The following is a 17,684-nucleotide window of genomic DNA, read 5'->3' as shown; positions in this document are numbered from 1 at the left end:
CTTCTTCTATCCCTGTATATTTGGAAAATTCTTTGATAGTGATAAACTGAGAGTCCTTCTTGTCCAGGCTTTCCTTTATCTTTATTAAAAGAAGCCTTGCTGCCCCGTATTTTAAACCGAGTAGATTCATTACGTCACAGATAAAGATTACTCCCCGCTTGGGTTTCATCTCCGGAAGTCTTTGGTTTTAGGACGTAAGGCGTTTGCCTGGAATTGAGGTTTCATTAAACAACGTTTTAGTTTTTCTTGTCGGATATCTTATTACACAAAAATACGAACCCTGGGAATTGAACGGTTTGTCAAATGACAAGAAATTCAAAACCCAGGGTTTTTTTGTCAAATGACAACTACAACCGTCCGTTCTTAATCTTGCTATAATAAGTTTCGGATATACCGAAATAAGAGGCAATATGCGAGGACTGTGCTTTCTGAACGATATAAGGATGGTTTTTCAACAAATGCTGGTATTTTTCTTTTGCTGTGTATGCTTTCAGGGCATCCCGCTGAGTGAGCTGATAGTAGTAAAGCTGGGTAAGGTAGATATAGGTGTCTGTAAACATCGGGTGCTTTTTGCATAACGATCTCAGATCATCGTAATGTAGTTTGATACAGACGGTATCTTCAGTTGCCTGAAGGTACTCTGGGCTCTTTTCACCGAAGTAAAAGCCGTCCTGTTGGATCATAAAGTCACCAGTGTGTAGGAACCAGGTAGTTACTTCTTTTTGTTTTTTTGTTTCGTGGTCACGATAGAGTCTCACAAAACCTTCAATGATAAAGTAGCAATACCGGTTTGTGTCCCCGGGGCTAACAATGAATTTGTTTTTTGGAATTTTTTCAATACTGCCTTTTTTGATGATGTCCCTTTTTAAAGCTTCGGGGTGGGGCTGGATAAGGTCGATCCTGGTAAATAAACCATTGTACTCTGCATTGTACAGATTTTTCATTTGATTGGGTTTTTGATTAAAAAATATTGCTGCTTAGACGGTGGGATAGGGGCTGAATTTTAAAAATAAGGGAAATAATACATTTCAAAAAATGAATTTTTTCACTATAAAAACGCCCCGGACAGGCCGGGGCGCTTTACTCCTTATTCTTCATCTTTCACAACCGCCTGGCTAACTGCCACCATTACACTGCCTGCTACGATCAGGTAACCACTGATCTCTTTTACAATCCCGGGCAATGAAACGTTCACGGTGCCAATTGTACTACCTGCAGCAATGAGTACGATGCCGGCGGTACGAAGTTTACGGAAGAATGGAGGTGTTCTTTTAAATAACCGTTCTTTTATTCCCATGATTTGTTGCTTAAGATCTGGAAACTGCTACAAATGCCGCTGCATTGTAATGTCCATTACCAAGGAGGTGGTACTTCCCGTTTACTTCCTGGTAGAAGCAAATACCAAGTGAAAGAATTAAGGACGCGGTACTTCCCGGGAGCAATTGCACTTCCAGTGATGATACAATTTGACCTTCATTACTGATCGGAAGATATTCTCCTTCTTTTTGTTCCACCAGGCGATTCCCTGTATTAAAGTCAATTGATGCTCCTGTTATACACAGCCTGAAATGACTTGCCCCTTCAGGTTTTGAAATCAGTGAAGCTGTGATCAATGTAGGGAAATCTACTTTCATTAATCCAGAGCTCCGGTCAATGGAAGCCAAAAATTGCCCTTTGAACGCATTGCAGAGGCTTTTGTCTGAATTCAATTCAAAACCATGTAGCAGCCCAATGCCGCCTTCAGAAATGTTGCGGAATCCACGCAGGTTAACGGCATCTGACTTTACCACCTTTATCATTTGACTGTTCAGCCTGCGGCCAAAGTAATAATCGTTTATGTCGCCGATTATGGCCGCAAACGTATTGCGGATCATTGATGCGCCGCTAATAGCGCGGGCAAACTCCCGCATGTTTTCTTTGGTCCGGTCATCCGTGATAGCTTTAGGCTCTCTTTTCTTACGGACTATGAAACCATCTTTCGTTTTACAGCAGGTGATATCACCTATTGTGCCCCTGAATTTCAGGTCACCAACTAATTTTGCCATTGTATTAAGATTTTTAAAATTTTGTGAAGAATGAACTGTTTCAAAGGCCAGTTCTGTTGCCTTGCTATACACAGAAAGCAAGCGACGTCTTTCCTGCATTCCGTGTATTCGGTACCGATATAGCAAACCTAGCCCCGGAATTTTCCATGGAAAAACCTACCTGACGTTTTTGCCGGATTTTGTAAGATTATGTTAGAATCGATAAAAAAATGAAGGATTTGATAGTTTTGGTGGGAATAGGGGAGGATGACAGTAATACAATTTTAACCCAATCTCACCAAGGGGCTTTCTTCGGTTCTCCTTCGGTTCAGGTTCGCTTCACGTTCGTTCAACCATGATAGTTAAAATACCACATGTTCCATTCACTTTCTTATTTCCGGTATACTTTTTCATAAGCGTGGTATATTCTTTTTATTTCCTGCGTCTCATCTTTGCAACGTTAACAATAAGTACTTAAAGTTATTCGAAACAATTTTTTCAAACCTTTAAAACTGTATTTTTTATGAAGCAAAATCGTAACTCTATCATGCGCGGAGCAAGCGGCGCTTTAGGTAAAGAGCTTGTATTCAGGCAACGTGCCGGTAATACAGTAATAAGTCTGCCGCCCGTGCCCAGAGTGGACAATCCAACAACTGATCAGATTGACGTCAGGACTAAGTTCAGAGAGGGAATTCGCTATGCAAAAGCAGCATGTGCGGATCCCGCTACAAAAGTAGCTTATACAGCTAAGGCCAGGGGAGGCAGATCCGCTTTTAATGTAGCAATGGTAGATTTCTTTAAGGCCCCGGAAATCATAGAAGTGGAAATCACTACTTACACTGGATTACCAGGCGAACCAATCGTCATCGTAGCTACAGATGACTTCAAAGTTAAAACTGTTCAGGTATCCATCCTTAATAACGCAGGAAATGAAATTGAATCCGGAATGGCATTGGCTCACCCTGAAAGTGAAGACTTCTGGACTTACACTACCACGGCTGTCAATCCCGATGGGCCAAGTGGCTATGTCAAAGTCCAGGTAAGTGATCTGCCTGGGAATGTGACTACACGGGAATTGAGCTTATAAGCTCGCTAAGCGCCGGAGGTACATGTACTCCGGTGCTTATTTTCTATATTGAAGGGGAGTGATACCTTCATGGCGCTTGAAGAACCTGATGAGAGAGGACGCATTGCAGAATCCTGTTTCGTAAGCAATGTCTTTAACTGATTTGTCAGTTTCTTTCAACAAACTTTTCGCTTTTTCTATCCTTGCTTCAGCGAGCATTTTCGAATGGCTCTTACCATATACTTTTTTAAAACCGGCGTGGAATTTTAAAGGATGGAGATGAGCGTTCCGGGCAACATCCTTGAGATAAACAGTCTCATCTATTTTTTGTATCTGTTGATTTCCTGCTTCCAGAATGGCATTAATATCAGCGGAAGAAAAATTGAAATTGCCATGCTCCCTTTTATCCCTGTCAGCCACATCTTCAGCATATAAAAGTAAAAGGTCACGCATTCTGGTTTCCTGGTAAAGAGCGCCCATTTCTTCTTCCAGCCTGCAATATATAAGTTTGCTTAATGTATCACAAACTCGTGGATTCATCCAGCTTATATTCAGGAGAATACCGCCTGTTCCGTTTTCAGTAACATTGTTATGCGCTTCATACATTCCATAATAAGTACCTGCCAGTTTGTTCAGTAGGGAAGGGGTTAGTTCAATCTGAACGATCATGCAAATATTCGTTTCCAATTGCAGGGAATGCGTACCAGTGGGAAAGTAAAGCAGGTAGTAATAGCCTTCTTCGATAACAATACGTCCGATGCCCGGAAGAGAATAGGTCGCTTCGCCTTGCAGTACATAGATAAGGGCAGCACAGGGTTTCTCTACCGAAAGCCTAAACGCTGGAAGCTCGTGTGCCTGGAATATATGAAGGGTGATGCAAAATTCTTCTCTTCTGATCTCCTGCATCAATAGACTGCAAAAAGCCCCTTCCTGAATAGTGGCGGCAGCGCAAGGCATCATATATAATGCTGCGTGGGGTGGTTTTTGGACGCTAACAACAAACTCGTCCTGCATTTTAGTAGGAAATAGGTAATGCATGAATGAATCGATCAGTTTTATTAGTGGTGGTTAACTGGGGTAAGTCAAATGTAAGGTTTTTTAGATTTTTGGCAATTTTTTGAGTTTATGAAGCCTCTGCCATCCCCACCAATAAAGATCATATCATCCTGAAATTAATCCTGAATTCCACATCCAACTTATCTTTCGCCTTCACTGCACCACCTATTCTCTGTGGCCGGTCCAGGCCAAAGTCCGAGAATTTGATGGTTTGATTTCCTGTAAGATGGATCACCTTACCAGCATCCCTGGAAATCCGGTAATTCACAATGAACGTTTTAGCCACACCTGCAAGCACAATACAAACAGTACCATCTATACGCTCCTGTGTGGCGGTAAAGTCAGGGTATTTATTGAGCAAAAGGAAGCTGATCTTCAGCATAGGAAATTCACTCGCTTTTAAAGTTTTGCGGAGATCGCTCGTCATCATGTTGTTATTACAGTCAAAGCTGAATATCGGTAAAGCAAGGCTGCCTGTAAAGGAAATAGGACTGCCTTTTTCGATGTTGCAAAGCTGCAGTGTATCCGGATTGGAGAATTCTTTCACTTCGCAGGAGAACTTATTTATATTGGTGCTACCAGCTATTTTGAGCGTGCAGCCTTTCAGTACTACCCATTTTTCTTTCGCAACGCGCCGTGGCACAAATGAAGTAGTTGCTATTAGTAATACCAGTAAGAGAATACTTTTCATGATGAGGAGGGTTTAAAAGCCGGCTGCAGGAGCAGCCGGCCTTATGGATCAGAATCCTACTACCGCTTCAATTACGTAACCTTTAAATTGACCGCCTGCGCGGGAATCGGCAACGGGAAAATCTTTATAGTTCTGTATTACATATTCACCTTTCAACAACACGTTCCTGGTAAGGAACCAACCGGCAGCGGCCGCAACGCGATCCACTTTTACATTGCCGTTGTATTTGATGGCACCACCGCCGGTACCTGTGGCGTTATCAGCCAGTGTGGCGGTAAGTACGTTGTAACGTGCGCCTATGAACAGGTTCTCTGCAGGGCCAAAACGGTACACTACATCTGCGGCATACTGGCTGGCATTCCTGGTGGCAGTTTCGCGGGCATTGCGGCCGGATGAAGTTTCATATGTACCAAAGAGTTCAAGACCTCTTGCTTTTACAAAGCCGTTCAACATCACGGAGTTGATCTTTTTCGTGAAGCCTGGATTGAAGCGGCCGGAGAATGCCAGCCCGGTTCCTGCACCAGTTGCGCTGCTGGGATTGGCGGAGTTTAGTTCCATTACATATTGGTAGTTGGAACCACCACGGTCGCCACCATACAATGTGTTGCTGCCACTGCTCTGGTTTCCATAATAGGAAGCGCTTAACCTTACACGCATATCCGCTGTCAATTGTTTGTCTATACCCGCTTTTAACAGGAGGGAGGGTGATTTGTGCAGCTTGCCATCAGGGTTGGATGCAGCGTAGAGAGAATCTACGTTACCTTTGATCATCCCGTTGGTCAAACCGATCATGCCGAACAGGCCATTTTTCCTTACATATACTTCACCACCTATTTCAGTAGCAAATGCATCAAGGATATAGCTTTCCATAAACGGATTGTAGAGCGCCTGGCCGTTATCGCTGCGGCGGAAGTGCGCATCACCGTAGTTCACTTCAAAGTGCCCGATCTTAATAGTGGTCACCTTCATGAGCTCGTCCCAGAACTCGCCTTTAAATGGCAGTTTGTCGAACTGGATGTAACCACCTTTGATCCAGTTTTCATTGTGGTGTTTGGAAGAAAGGTAACTGGTCACGTTCAAACGGATACCATCTGCCAGCTGCACGTCCATGAAAAGGTTGGCCTGCGCGGTCTGGAATCCCGGGGTGATCACTTTTAACCTGTTACCAGGAGTGGAAACACCGTTGGCAAAGGAACCGATGGTATTGTTCAGCGCATCTTTATTGGTATGTTTCAGGTTCTGGAACTGTTGGGTAAAGCCCGCACCGAATTTCACTTTCAGCCCGTCGAATTCTGTTGCGTCTTTTGGATCTTCAAATACGTTGATGCCCGTTTGATCGTAAGGACGAAGATTGGCGATCTTTGGCTGCCATTGCTGAGCAAAAAGTGCAGTGGGCACAAGAAATGATAAGAGGATAAATGTCGTTTTCATATAAGTAAGGTTTATTGTTTAGTGTAAGTAATGTCAAAGGAAATAGTAACGTCGTTTCCGGTCTTAACAGCTCCCATCATAAAGGTGGGGGGAGCTACATCGAACTGCTGCATGCTGATCTTTTTACTGCCTTTAATGGTGATGGATTTGTCTGGATTTATCCTGGAAGTGGCAGCCAGGTCGGCGTCTTTAGTTACACCCGCTATGGTAAGCTTACCCTGGCATTTTATGGTACCGTCCGGCGCTAAAGTAGCAGACGTAAGATTGTAGGCGATGATGGGGCTCTGGCTTGTTTTCAATGCTTTATAGGCATTTTTGTCCATGGCGCTGTGTTCGCTTTTCAGCTCTTTGGCCAATGTTACGAAACTCAGGGAAGACAGGCCAGTGATCTGTCCTGCAGCGTTCATCGTGAATGTAACATTACTTTCTCCTTTTGAAGATTTCATGTCCCAGTCGTGCATAGAAGAAGTCCCGCTTACGGACAGGTTCACATTTTCTTTTGCATGATATTTCACCTGGGCAAAAGACGCTGTAACTAAAGCCAGCATAAGAATCAACAGGGTCATTGTTTTTAATTTTGTGCTTGTAATTAACCGTTTCATGATATTTTGTTTTAGATGTGATCGGATGAATTATTTAAAACAAAAGTACTGTCGCGATGAAGCCTGTGAAATGACGCGGGTTATTGTTATGCATGATTGAGGTTGAGGTGAATCATGAGCACGGTCATGTTTCAGTATGATGCCATATAATAAAAATGCCGCTCTGTTACCAGAACGGCATGTTCAGCACCCGCTGAAGCTTTACTTGGGTATTGCTATATCGAGTACTATACGTCCCTCTATTTCCCCTTTCTTCATATTGTCAAAAACACTGTTAATGTCTTCAAGTTTTGCTGCATGTACGGTGGCTTTTACTTTTCCTTCTATGGCAAATGCGATGGCTTCCTGCATGTCTTTGCGCGTACCTACAATGGAACCTCTCACTGTATAACGGTTCAGTACGGTCTCGAAGATGGGCAGGTCAAAACTGCCGGGAGGCAGACCGTTGAGAGAGATCGTACCTTTTCTTCGTAATGCGGAGAGGCCTTGTTTAAAAGCGATGGGTGATACAGCGGTTACAAGTACACCATGCATTCCGCCTGTTAGTTTTTTCAGGAAAGTACCCGGATCCTCTTTTTTCGCATTCACGGTAATATCTGCACCCAGTTCTTTCGCCAGTTCCAGCTTATCATCTGCTACATCTATAGCCGCAACATGAAGGCCCATGGCTTTGGCATATTGTACAGCCAGGTGTCCCAGGCCGCCAATGCCTGATATGGCTACCCATTCACCAGGTTTCGTATCGGTTTCTTTCAATCCTTTATATACGGTAACGCCGGCGCAGATGATAGGCGCTACTTCGAGGAAGTTTATTTTGGGAGGGAAGCGCGCTACATACCTGGCATCGGCCACAACGTATTCTGCATAACCGCCATCCACGCTGTAGCCGCCGTTCTGCTGCGTTTCACAGAGTGTTTCCCAGCCCGTGATACAATGTTCACAGCATCCACATGCGCTGAATAACCAGGGAACACCTACAATGTCTCCTTCCTTTATATCCTTTACATTACGCCCCAGAGCGGCAACATAACCAATGGCTTCGTGCCCCGGGATCAGTGGTAGCCTGGGTTTTACCGGCCAGTCACCTTCCGCGGCATGCAGGTCAGTGTGGCATACACCGCAGGTGATCACTTTAACCAGGATCTGATTCTCACCCGGTGTTTTCACGGGCATTTCTTCTATTTGCAAAGGTTTGCCGAATTCACGCACAACGGCAGCTTTCATGGTCTTAGGTAACATGGTGAACGATTTTATTTGATACAAAGGAACAAAAACAGCGATCGGGGAACGATGATGATGGTTGCACCAGGAGATGATGTTGGTCAGTTGCAGAGAGGAAGATGTTAGGTTGATACGGGAGTGACCTCAATCATGCGCCTTAATAACCGCTGTCATAAACTGAAGTTGCTGCCCATCATACCTTTAGCAAAATTAAAGTATGAAAAAGATTATTGCCGTTTTTGATGGTTTGCGTTTCTCCGAAAGCACTTTGCAGTATACGATCACATTGGCAGAGCGCGACGGGGCCCATATTACAGGCCTTTTCCTGGACGACTTTACTTATAATAGCTTTGATGTGTATAAGATGATCCGGGAGGGCGCCACGGCAGAAGAAATAGCGGATTTTGAGATGCGCGATAAAATCAAGCGGGATAAGGCAGGAAGCCATTTTGAATCGGCCTGTCAGAAAGCAGGGCTTACCTGCAATGTACATCATGATAAAAACGTAGCCATACAGGATGTTCTGCATGAGAGCATTTATGCGGATCTACTGGTTGTGGGTGTCCATGAAACCTTTATACAGGATAAGGAATCCCTGCCTACAAGATTTATCAGGGATCTGCTGGCAGAAGTGCAATGTCCTGTACTGGTCACACCGGCAGAATACACAGACATTCAAAAAGCGGTGCTCTTATATGACGGAGAACCGTCTTCCGTTTATGCTATCAAAATGGCCGGTTACCTGCTTCCCTGGTTAAAAACAATGCAAGTGGAAGTATTGTCCATAAATGAGGAGGAAACAGGGAATCACCTGGCTGATAACCACTTAATGAGGGAATATATGAAATGGATTTTCCCTGACACTATATATAAAGTAATGCAGGGACAGCCGGAAAATAAAATTGTGCATCACCTGCACCTGCAACCGGCTAATACATTAGTGGTCCTGGGCGCATACCAAAGGGGCATGGTTTCCCGCTGGTTCCGCACAAGCATGGCCGATGTGCTGATGGAAAAGTTGAAATTGCCGCTTTTTATAGCGCATAATAAATAAACACTGACGGTGGTCAGTTACATCATTGAGCACGGTCATTATATAGACATTTTAACCGATTTATTTTGCAGGTAAATATTAGATAGAATGAGAACTGCCAACCTCGTTACTTCCATAACAGAAAATGAAATGTGGAAACAGGAAATAAAGGATCTGGAAAGTGAGAATATTCACTTTAAAATTATTCTCGCAAATTTACTTGCGAATAATATTTATAAGGATCAGATAGAAAGATCAGAATATTTTCAGAACATGTTCCTTAAAATGGATGAACAGCTAAACCTGCTAAGGCATGAGGTAAGGGAGCAATTGCACTTACTTCAGAACCCCGGCCAATCCAGTATTCAACAATTGAAAAACATAAGAGATTATCAACGGAGGCTGGAAGTAAAAATGATCATCCTCCGGGAGAAATTTGGAAAAGTAGCCGGTGATTTTAATAATTTTTTGATAGATAATACAGGCTAATACAGCAGATTTGACAGTTTCTTTTCATTAAGTATAATGATGCAGCCGTCCTTAATTTCAATCAGTTTTTCCTCCCGGAAATCACCAAGCGTACGAATAAGGGATTCCGTTGCGGTGCCGGCAATGGCGGCCAGGTTGTCACGGCTGATATCTATAAGGAATTCCGATCCGGATTTATTGTATTTTCTATACAGGTTGATCAGCGCTTCGGCTACCTTCTTACGAAGGGAATTGTAAGCCAGGCCAAGTAATTGTTGTTCCTTTGCGGCAATATTTCCCGCCATCATACGAATGAACTGAGTAGCAACATCACGGTTATTATGAAGCAGATCTTCAAATTCATCTCTTGGAATAATAGCTATCTCACATTCATCCATGGCTTCAGCCGTTTCTCTGTATACAGTTCCCTCCAATAAAGCGATATAACCCAGGAAATCTCCCTCATTATACAGATCAACTACTAATTCTTTACCATCATCATTTCTTTTAAAAGTCTTTATTTTCCCCTTTAGTATAAAATAAAGCCTTCCGGGATGATTGCCTTCAGTATAAATGAATTGCTTTTTCTTGAACTTGTCCGTATTCCTGCCTTCAGCCAATAATCTTAAAGATTCTTTGCCCGTTGCCTCATACAACAATTTATTCAAACCCTGGGGGGTGGATGGGAATGTTTGCTTTTTAAGAGATGATTTTTTTAACCTTCTCTCAATAGCATGCAGCAGGTCTGTGCCACTGAATGGTTTGGTAATGTAATCATCAGCCCCCATTTCCATTCCTTTTCTGAAATCCGTCCGTTCCGTTTTGGCAGTAAGGAAAATAAAAGGGATATCCTGCAGCTCCTCATTCCGTTGCATCATGTGCAGAACACCGAAACCGTCCAGTACAGGCATCATAATGTCACATACCACCAGGTCCGGTTTATGCTCAATGGCCTGCTCTACCCCAATCTTACCATTTCCTGCTGTATATACTTTATAACCTGCCAGGTTAAGTATCTCCGCAGTATTATCCAGGATATCAGGATTGTCTTCAATTAACAGGATTGACTTCATGATTAAAGTTATCAGTTTGATTATCTAATGTAAATATAATGGTGAATGTTGTGCCTTTTTCTAACTCGCTTTCGCAGGATATCTGTCCGTTCATTAACTCTGCATATTTGCTGACAATGCTCAATCCTAAGCCGGTACCCTGTATATTGCTTACATTGGCACCGCGATAAAACCTTTCAAACAGATGCTGCTGGTCTTCCTGGGACATGCCTATGCCATTATCCTTTACAACCAGTTTAAATTGTTCCTTTTCGGATGCTGTATAAATGGAAATAACGCCATCATCATTGGAGAACTTGATGGCGTTGCCTAAAAGGTTCATCACAATATGCTTCAGTAAAGAAGGATCCAAAAAAACTTCCGGTCTTCCGGCATGCTGATATGCAATATCCTGGCTCGCCTTTATAACACCCTGCATTTCCTGTATCACGTTTCCTACATGCTCCCGTACATCAAAATTACTATTTCGGATCTGTATCTTACCTTCTTCGATCTTTCCGACAGATAAAAAGTCGTTTAATATATCCGTGAGCAGTGTCACCGAGTTTACAATACGCTGGATATGCTTATTCCGCTTGGGTTGGTCATCTTCTCCTTCATATTGTTTCAACAGAAAAACAGATGAAAGGATGGTACTTAGCGGTGTACGGAATTCATGAGAGGCCATAGAAACAAAACGGGACTTCAACTCGCTGAGTTCCCTTTCTTTGTCAAAAGCCACGGTCAGTTCCGCTTTGGAAGCTTCCAGTTCTTCCAGGGCATTTCTGAGCTGTTGGGTACGCTCTTCCACCATTTGTTCCAGTTCATTATTCAGCTTTTCAATCTTCTCTTCCGATTTCTTCCTTTCTGTAATATTATTTACATAAGCGATCACGAAAGCGCCCTCCTCATTCTGATAATAACTTAGGCTTATTTCTACCGGGAATTCTGTACCGTCCTTTTTTACGGCAAACAGATCCAAACCTATACCCATTGGCCGGCTCTGCGGATTGTCGTTATAACGCTCACGATGCCCTACGTGCCTGTGATGAATACGTGGAGGTGTAAGGATCTCTATCTTCTGCATCAGCAATTCCTCCCGTTCATATCCAAACTGTTCTAATGCAAAATCATTGATCAAAACGATCTGCCCTTCCTTATTGGTAACCAGGATGCCGATGCTGGCATAATCGAACAGGGCACCAAACCGCTGGAGTTCTTTATTGATCCGCTGTTGATGCAGCCTGTCTGAAAGAAGGTTGGAGATCCGGATGAAACAATAATCCTTATTGGCATGTTTTAATCTGATCTCCTCATAAAGACCGGAGAATGCTTTGCCCGCATGATTATACCATTGCCTTTCCTCCGGATTGGTATCAACTGGTGTTTGTTTGGTATTTGTTGCTCCCAGGTGCTGCTGGCGCAACAGTTCTTCCAAAATGGCATAATCGTCAGATCCCAGCATATCCATGCCGGTTTCGTTGATATAGAGCAACTTGCCGCTTTCTACCTCTTTCACCGCCACCAGCCCTGGCACCCGCTGCATAATTGCCGAAAAGATGGATAGCTGAAAATTGATGTCCAGGTTGATCAGTGGTAAGTTCATGATTTTTCAGGGATCAGTGGTAGTGAATTTATGATTCTCCTAATAAGAGGAATTTTTTAAATATCTTTTTACGCTTGATACGATAATTGGTTATAGCAAACTGTTTTATATGAGAAAGTGCCTCATCATGAGAATCAGTAAACAGCATATATTTTAATACCTCCGGTTCCACCATATATTCTTCTAACATCTTGTGAAATAAGGGCATTATAGGTTCCCAGAACCTTTTATCCATCAGAACAACAGGGAAGTTAAGGATTTTATGCGTTTGAATCAGGGTAAGGGCTTCAAAAAACTCATCAAGTGTACCTATTCCTCCAGGCATAATGACAAATCCATAGGAGTATTTAAACATAAGCACCTTCCGCACAAAGAAATACCGGCAGCTAAAATAGCTGTCCAGCCAAACATTGGGGTGTTGCTCTTTGGGCAGAAGAATGTTACAACCTACAGATCTTCCCCCGGCTTCTTTGGCACCCCTGTTGGCAGCCTCCATGATGCCTGGTCCGCCGCCGGTCATAACGGCAAACCCCAGTTTTGCGATGCCTGCACCCATTTTCCTGGCAGATTCATAATAGGGAGATCCTGGTTGTGCTCTTGCCGAACCAAATACGGCGATGCAGGGCCCTACAAAGTGGAACACCCTGAAGCCCCGTATAAATTCCAGCAGTATATTTACAACAAAGAAAAATTCCCTGGCTCTTGAGCGGGGCCCTTCAAGGAAATATTTCTCTTCCTGATCCGGAAATCCTTTACTGACTGGTGTTGTTTCCCGCCCGATAGAAGATGTATACATGCCCGTAAAATTTAGGTCAAGTTCCGCCAGTTTTGCCCGCTGATGAATGACGACTGTCACAGATCTGACTGATATCACTCATTGCCGTGCAGGTGTAACAAACGTAGAATTGTACCAGCTTAAAATCTTTCTTATGGAAATTTATATCAGCGAAGACGCAACAATAGCCGGTATACAGCTTGAGTTCAGGGATGTATATCCATTCCTTGCGCTGGAATTTTACCGCCAGCCTCATGAACCGGGCGAAGCGTCCCCTCCCGGAGAAAAATTGCCACCTGAGACCGCTATTGATGATATCAGGATAATGCATCCTTTTGGATGGGTGGATATTGACGGTTCCCGTACTGCTGCCGAAGTGGAATACGATTTCCGGCATATAATAGGGCTGAACGTACAGGTATTACGCCGTTCCGGGGGCCTGTGGCTTGCCACCACACAAACGGACAGCTGGACCCTGCAGCAATTGAATGAATCGGGGAAGCGTGCTGAAAAGGAAATATTCCAGTTCCCGGAAGAAAGGGTAGAAGAAGATTGATAAATGAGTTTATGAAAGAAACAAAAAGTACAACCCCTGTAAAATATAAAGGTCTTCAGGAGGCCGATATTCCACTGCTGCAAAAGCAGTTCGGTAAAAATATTTTCCAGGTGCGGAAACGCGGCGTGTTACCTGTGTTTCTGACCGGCATAATAAAGGAACCCATGTTCCTGCTTTTACTTGTTGCCTGCTTACTCTATTTTCTCCTGGGAAATGTTACGGAAGGGCTGATGATGCTTGGCGCCATGATGCTGATAGTAGCCATTTCCATGTACCAGGAAATGAAAAGCAACCGTGCACTCGCTGCACTCCGCCAATATACAGCGCCAAAGGCAACTGTGATCCGGGATGAAAAGGAAAAACAGATAGCTACTGAGGAGCTTGTACCCGGTGATGTTGTACTGTTGAGTGAAGGGGACCAGATACCTGCAGATGGATCTGTCCTCTCCGCCAATGATCTTACCATAAATGAATCCATTATGACCGGAGAAGCATTGCCGGTTATTAAAGATGCAGATGCAGTGATTTTCCAGGGCACTACTATTGATACCGGAAAATGCATTATAAAAGTAACGGCTATTGGCAATCAAACTGCGTTAGGTAAACTAGGCAAGGCCATCGGCCAGCCGGAGACTTCAGAAACCCTGCTTCAGCAACAGATAAACCGGGCTGTGGGTAAGCTGGCATTATTCGGAGGATTAGGGTTTGTGATCATTTGTGTAATGAATCTGGTAAAAACTCATGATGTGGCAGGCAGTATATTACTGGGGCTTACACTGGCAATGGCAGCTATTCCGGAGGAGATCCCCGTAGCTTTCTCCTCCTTTATGGCACTGGGCGCATATTATATGTCTAAACGCGGAATTATTTCCCGTAAACCGCAGGTAATAGAAAACCTGGGAGCCATGAGTGTCCTTTGCCTTGATAAGACTGGTACTATTACTGAAAACAGCATGAAAGTGATGATGATCTATGATCATCTCAGCGGCCAGTTGACAGATCTGGAAAAACAACCACTGCCCGCCCAATGCCAGATCTTACATTTCGCATCACTGGCCAGTGAGCACCAGCCTTTTGACAGTATGGAAAAAGCTATCCTGCAGGCATACGAAGAACAAACCCCATTACATCCTATCATACCTGAAATGGTGCATGAATATCCTTTAGAAGGGCGCCCTCCGATGATGACACATGTATATGCTGAACCCAATGAATTTATCATAGCCGGGAAAGGAGCGCCGGAAAGGATCATAAAAATATGCGGCTTAGATCCCGTAACCACCCAAAAAATGCTCGCACAGATAAAGAGCATGACTGCCGGTGGATACAGGGTATTGGGCATCGCTGCTGCAGTTTTAAATAAAAACGAGCCTTTTCCGCAAAAGCAGGACCAGTTCAACTGGCAATTTCAGGGTTTCCTGAGTCTTTATGACCCGCCAAAAGCAGATGCAGGTATTGCTATTAAAGAGATCTATGATGCCGGTATTACCATAAAGCTTATCACCGGAGATCACCTGGAAACGGCTATGCATATTGCTGCAAAAACTGGCATACGCAATTACCACAATTCAATTACAGGAGATGAAATAATGCCGCTTAATGATGCTGCGCTTCAAAATATCGTCAACCGGATAGTGGTGTATGCCCGCATGTTTCCTGAAGCGAAATTAAGAGTGATCAATGCGCTTAAGGCAAATGGTGAAATAACCGGAATGACCGGGGATGGGGTAAATGACGGCCCCGCGCTCAAAGCGGCACATATAGGAATTGCCATGGGAAAAAGGGGAACTGAAATAGCCCGGTTGGCTGCGGACCTTGTGATCATCGATGATAACCTTCGGAAAATTACGGAGGCTATTCATCAGGGCCGGAAAATATACAGTAACCTGAAAAAGGCGGTGCGCTATATCATTTCCATCCACATACCGATCATCCTCACCGCCATTCTTCCCATGTTATCCGGTTGGAAATACCCGGTTATTTTCACGCCGATCCATATCATTTTCCTGGAACTGATCATGGGGCCAACCTGTTCCATATTCTTTGAAAGAGAACCGGTGGAAGCCACCAATACAGATGCCCGGGAGCAGCGGAACGCCGGGAGTTTGTTCCGTTTGAATGAACTGCTGATCACTTTACTGCAAGGTTTGATGATCACTGCGGGTACACTGGGGCTTTATTATTATTTCATGCAACAGTCATCTCTTGAAATGACCAGGACAATGGTATTCAATACCCTGCTGTTTAGTAATATATTGCTCACATTCACCAACCGTTCTTTCAGTGAAACCATTGTGCGCACCTTCCGGTATAAAAATAATCTGGCGCCCTATGTTGTTTTTATTTCCCTGGTATTCCTGGCATTGATCAATCTGGTACCCCAGGTGAAGAGGCTCTTTGGACTTGGCAGTTTAAGCATAGCGGAATTTATGCTTTGCCTTGGTGTTGGGTTTGTGAGTATAGCCTGGTTTGAGCTATATAAAGCCCTTCTCCGGAAGAAGAAAATTGTACCTTCCGGAGAAGACATCTGGCTTCCCAAAAATTAAGACGCCACAATCAGATCATTTTTTACTTCCAGCACTCCGGGAGTGGCCCATACCGCTTTTTCCACTTCACGCCATTCAGCCCAGGAACGGACTTTCCCTTTCAAAACGATCCGGCCGCCTTCTATGAGCGTGTCAACACCGGTGGCTTCAATTGCCGCACTGCGTTCCAGGGCTTTTTTGACAACATCCTTAATAATAATAGCAGTTACTTTAGGCTTTACTTTCAGGAGATTCCTGATCCCATGTACACCAACAAGATTTTTAATGGCACTGGATACTGATTCGCGTTGAAATTGCCATTCAACTTCTCCTTCAATTGTGACCCAGCCATCTTCTACTGATACTTTCATGGCGTCTTCGGGAACAAAACTGTTCCATTTAAAGGCCTCCAAAACGGCAGCCGCAATATCAGCATCTGTTCTTTTTTCATCATCCGGCATTTTTACTTCCAGGTCTATTGCCACGGCCCTCACATTCTTTATCCTTTTAGCAGCATTCTCCGCCGCCAGCTTTCTGCTATATGAATTAACGAACCCGCTGAGTGTTACGATGCCGTCTTTTACGGTAACAGCAATTTCTGAGGCATTCAGAACAGGATCCCATTGTAATTCGTCCATAACGTTCTTTTGTATCTGAAGATCTGTTTCCATATTGAATAATTTTAGTAATGTGTAATAAAAAGAGGATATGCAAGTGTCTTTACCAACAGGTCTGCATGGCTTTGCCTGAAGAAGCGGGATAGCATATTTCTCCCGTATGCGCCCATTACAACCATAGCGTGTTTCTTTTTGAGGAGATAAGTTAAAAGTTCATTTTCTCCGTTCCCCTTTAATACAATGAAATCTGCATAATTGTAATGCCTGCTGAGCCACTGCATTACCCGTTTCTTCTCCGCTTCCGGAATGTCTTCAGACTTATTTACCTGTACTGCTGTTGCCTTCACAGCATCCGGATCCGGCAAAAGATATACAAACTGTTTCATGGCAAACAGGGAAGAAGGACTGCCATCATAACAAAAAACAATTTCCTCTATAGCATGGTGTGCCACAGGAGCGATAATAACAGGACACTGTGCTGAGGCCAGTATTTCCTTTACCAGGTCAGATAGCGGCTCCTGCTGTCCATTGTCATAGGAGGCCGCTGCGTCAATAATAAGAAGGTCTGCAAAGCTGCTTTCAGCTATAATAGCAGTGATGTCGGACCGTTTGCTACGACATGCGGTAGCCAGTATTCCCTTTTCCTCGCAGGCCTCCATAAAGGCTTTCATATTCTGCGCTGTTTTTGCTCTTTGCTCCATACTTTCCGGTATATCTCCGGCAACGATCGTTTCCACATAAGGAAAACCAAAGGCGCTTTTCATAACCGGCTTATCTTCAAATTTATTGTCTTCAAAGAAATAACCCGTAAGCCTGGAGCGCCCCATACCAGACAGGTAACAGGCAAAATCCAATGCATTGGGCGCCGGTGTTGCACCAAATACTACTAATATGATCTTTTCCATGATGCTTTTTCAGTAAATCTCCCTCAATCCAGTGTGCTGCGCAATGACCGCTATCA

Annotated in this window: 18 protein-coding genes; 5 read left to right on the top strand and 13 right to left on the bottom strand. The window is 43.9% G+C overall.

The genetic code is table 11. The features are described from left to right. Positions 1-347: 347 nt before the first annotated feature. From GFS24_RS09455 to GFS24_RS09445, 3 genes are all read right to left on the bottom strand, one after another. Positions 348-944 carry a Crp/Fnr family transcriptional regulator gene (locus GFS24_RS09455; protein ID WP_153659319.1) on the bottom strand — a complete coding sequence of 199 codons (597 nt, stop codon included), beginning with the start codon at positions 942-944 and terminating at the stop codon, positions 348-350. 143 nt (positions 945-1,087) lie between these two features. Beyond that, positions 1,088-1,297, bottom strand: coding sequence for a hypothetical protein (locus GFS24_RS09450; RefSeq protein ID WP_153659318.1), 210 nt, complete (start codon positions 1,295-1,297; stop codon positions 1,088-1,090). Between the two features lie 10 nt (positions 1,298-1,307). Then, on the bottom strand, positions 1,308-2,045 hold the full coding sequence (locus GFS24_RS09445; RefSeq protein WP_153659317.1) for a hypothetical protein: 738 nt from the start codon (positions 2,043-2,045) through the stop codon (positions 1,308-1,310). Between the two features lie 502 nt (positions 2,046-2,547). On the opposite strand from GFS24_RS09445, the gene GFS24_RS09440 reads away from it, so the two are divergent. Then, positions 2,548-3,111 (top strand): hypothetical protein, encoded by a 564-nt coding sequence (locus tag GFS24_RS09440; protein WP_153659316.1) that lies wholly within the window; start codon positions 2,548-2,550, stop codon positions 3,109-3,111. A 36-nt stretch (positions 3,112-3,147) separates the two neighbouring features. Here the strand turns inward: GFS24_RS09440 and GFS24_RS09435 are convergent, their stop codons facing one another. From GFS24_RS09435 to adhP, 5 genes are all read right to left on the bottom strand, one after another. Then, positions 3,148-4,104: an AraC family transcriptional regulator gene (locus GFS24_RS09435; protein WP_173003027.1), complete on the bottom strand. Its 957-nt coding sequence runs from the start codon at positions 4,102-4,104 to the stop codon at positions 3,148-3,150. A gap of 142 nt (positions 4,105-4,246) precedes the next feature. Next, a complete protein-coding gene (locus tag GFS24_RS09430) occupies positions 4,247-4,837 on the bottom strand; it encodes a YceI family protein (protein WP_153659314.1) in 591 nt (196 codons plus the stop codon). A 48-nt stretch (positions 4,838-4,885) separates the two neighbouring features. Then, complete coding sequence (locus GFS24_RS09425) at positions 4,886-6,268, bottom strand: hypothetical protein (RefSeq protein ID WP_153659313.1); 1,383 nt, start codon at positions 6,266-6,268, stop codon at positions 4,886-4,888. Positions 6,269-6,279: 11 nt separating this feature from the next. Further along, positions 6,280-6,834 (bottom strand): YceI family protein, encoded by a 555-nt coding sequence (locus tag GFS24_RS09420; protein WP_173003026.1) that lies wholly within the window; start codon positions 6,832-6,834, stop codon positions 6,280-6,282. 237 nt (positions 6,835-7,071) lie between these two features. Next, positions 7,072-8,109 carry an alcohol dehydrogenase AdhP gene (gene adhP, locus GFS24_RS09415; protein WP_153659311.1) on the bottom strand — a complete coding sequence of 346 codons (1,038 nt, stop codon included), beginning with the start codon at positions 8,107-8,109 and terminating at the stop codon, positions 7,072-7,074. A gap of 199 nt (positions 8,110-8,308) precedes the next feature. Here adhP and GFS24_RS09410 point away from each other — a divergent pair, with 199 nt between their 5' ends. After that, positions 8,309-9,145, top strand: coding sequence for a universal stress protein (locus GFS24_RS09410; protein ID WP_153659310.1), 837 nt, complete (start codon positions 8,309-8,311; stop codon positions 9,143-9,145). 87 nt (positions 9,146-9,232) lie between these two features. Beyond that, positions 9,233-9,613 carry a hypothetical protein gene (locus GFS24_RS09405; RefSeq protein WP_153659309.1) on the top strand — a complete coding sequence of 127 codons (381 nt, stop codon included), beginning with the start codon at positions 9,233-9,235 and terminating at the stop codon, positions 9,611-9,613. On the opposite strand, the gene GFS24_RS09400 is transcribed toward GFS24_RS09405, so the two are convergent. Genes GFS24_RS09400 through GFS24_RS09390 form a run of 3 tightly spaced genes read right to left on the bottom strand, consistent with a single transcriptional unit; the run spans position 9,610 to position 13,046 of the window. Next, positions 9,610-10,665, bottom strand: coding sequence for a response regulator (locus GFS24_RS09400; protein WP_153659308.1), 1,056 nt, complete (start codon positions 10,663-10,665; stop codon positions 9,610-9,612). The two genes, GFS24_RS09405 and GFS24_RS09400, sit on opposite strands and share 4 nt — an antisense overlap. Beyond that, positions 10,643-12,250, bottom strand: coding sequence for a PAS domain-containing sensor histidine kinase (locus tag GFS24_RS09395; protein WP_253906424.1), 1,608 nt, complete (start codon positions 12,248-12,250; stop codon positions 10,643-10,645). Before GFS24_RS09395 ends, GFS24_RS09400 begins: the two co-directional genes overlap by 23 nt. A gap of 28 nt (positions 12,251-12,278) precedes the next feature. After that, on the bottom strand, positions 12,279-13,046 hold the full coding sequence (locus tag GFS24_RS09390; RefSeq protein WP_153659307.1) for a TIGR00730 family Rossman fold protein: 768 nt from the start codon (positions 13,044-13,046) through the stop codon (positions 12,279-12,281). 133 nt (positions 13,047-13,179) lie between these two features. Between GFS24_RS09390 and GFS24_RS09385 the strand changes: the two genes are divergently transcribed. Both GFS24_RS09385 and GFS24_RS09380 read left to right on the top strand, forming a co-directional pair. Next, positions 13,180-13,581 (top strand): hypothetical protein, encoded by a 402-nt coding sequence (locus GFS24_RS09385; protein ID WP_153659306.1) that lies wholly within the window; start codon positions 13,180-13,182, stop codon positions 13,579-13,581. An 11-nt stretch (positions 13,582-13,592) separates the two neighbouring features. Beyond that, complete coding sequence (locus tag GFS24_RS09380) at positions 13,593-16,127, top strand: cation-translocating P-type ATPase (RefSeq protein WP_153659305.1); 2,535 nt, start codon at positions 13,593-13,595, stop codon at positions 16,125-16,127. Here GFS24_RS09380 and GFS24_RS09375 read toward each other — a convergent pair. After that, positions 16,124-16,777, bottom strand: a complete 654-nt coding sequence (locus GFS24_RS09375) for a BON domain-containing protein (protein ID WP_153659304.1) — start codon at positions 16,775-16,777, stop codon at positions 16,124-16,126. The two genes, GFS24_RS09380 and GFS24_RS09375, sit on opposite strands and share 4 nt — an antisense overlap. 11 nt (positions 16,778-16,788) lie before the next feature. Continuing rightward, positions 16,789-17,628: a universal stress protein gene (locus tag GFS24_RS09370; RefSeq protein WP_153659303.1), complete on the bottom strand. Its 840-nt coding sequence runs from the start codon at positions 17,626-17,628 to the stop codon at positions 16,789-16,791. Positions 17,629-17,684 lie beyond the last annotated feature (56 nt).

The sequence above is a fragment of the Chitinophaga sp. SYP-B3965 genome, from assembly GCF_009647655.1.
Classification (GTDB): Bacteria; Bacteroidota; Bacteroidia; order Chitinophagales; family Chitinophagaceae; genus Chitinophaga.
Note: the sequence above shows the minus strand (reverse complement) of the source record. Positions and strands in the feature narration are given on the sequence as shown.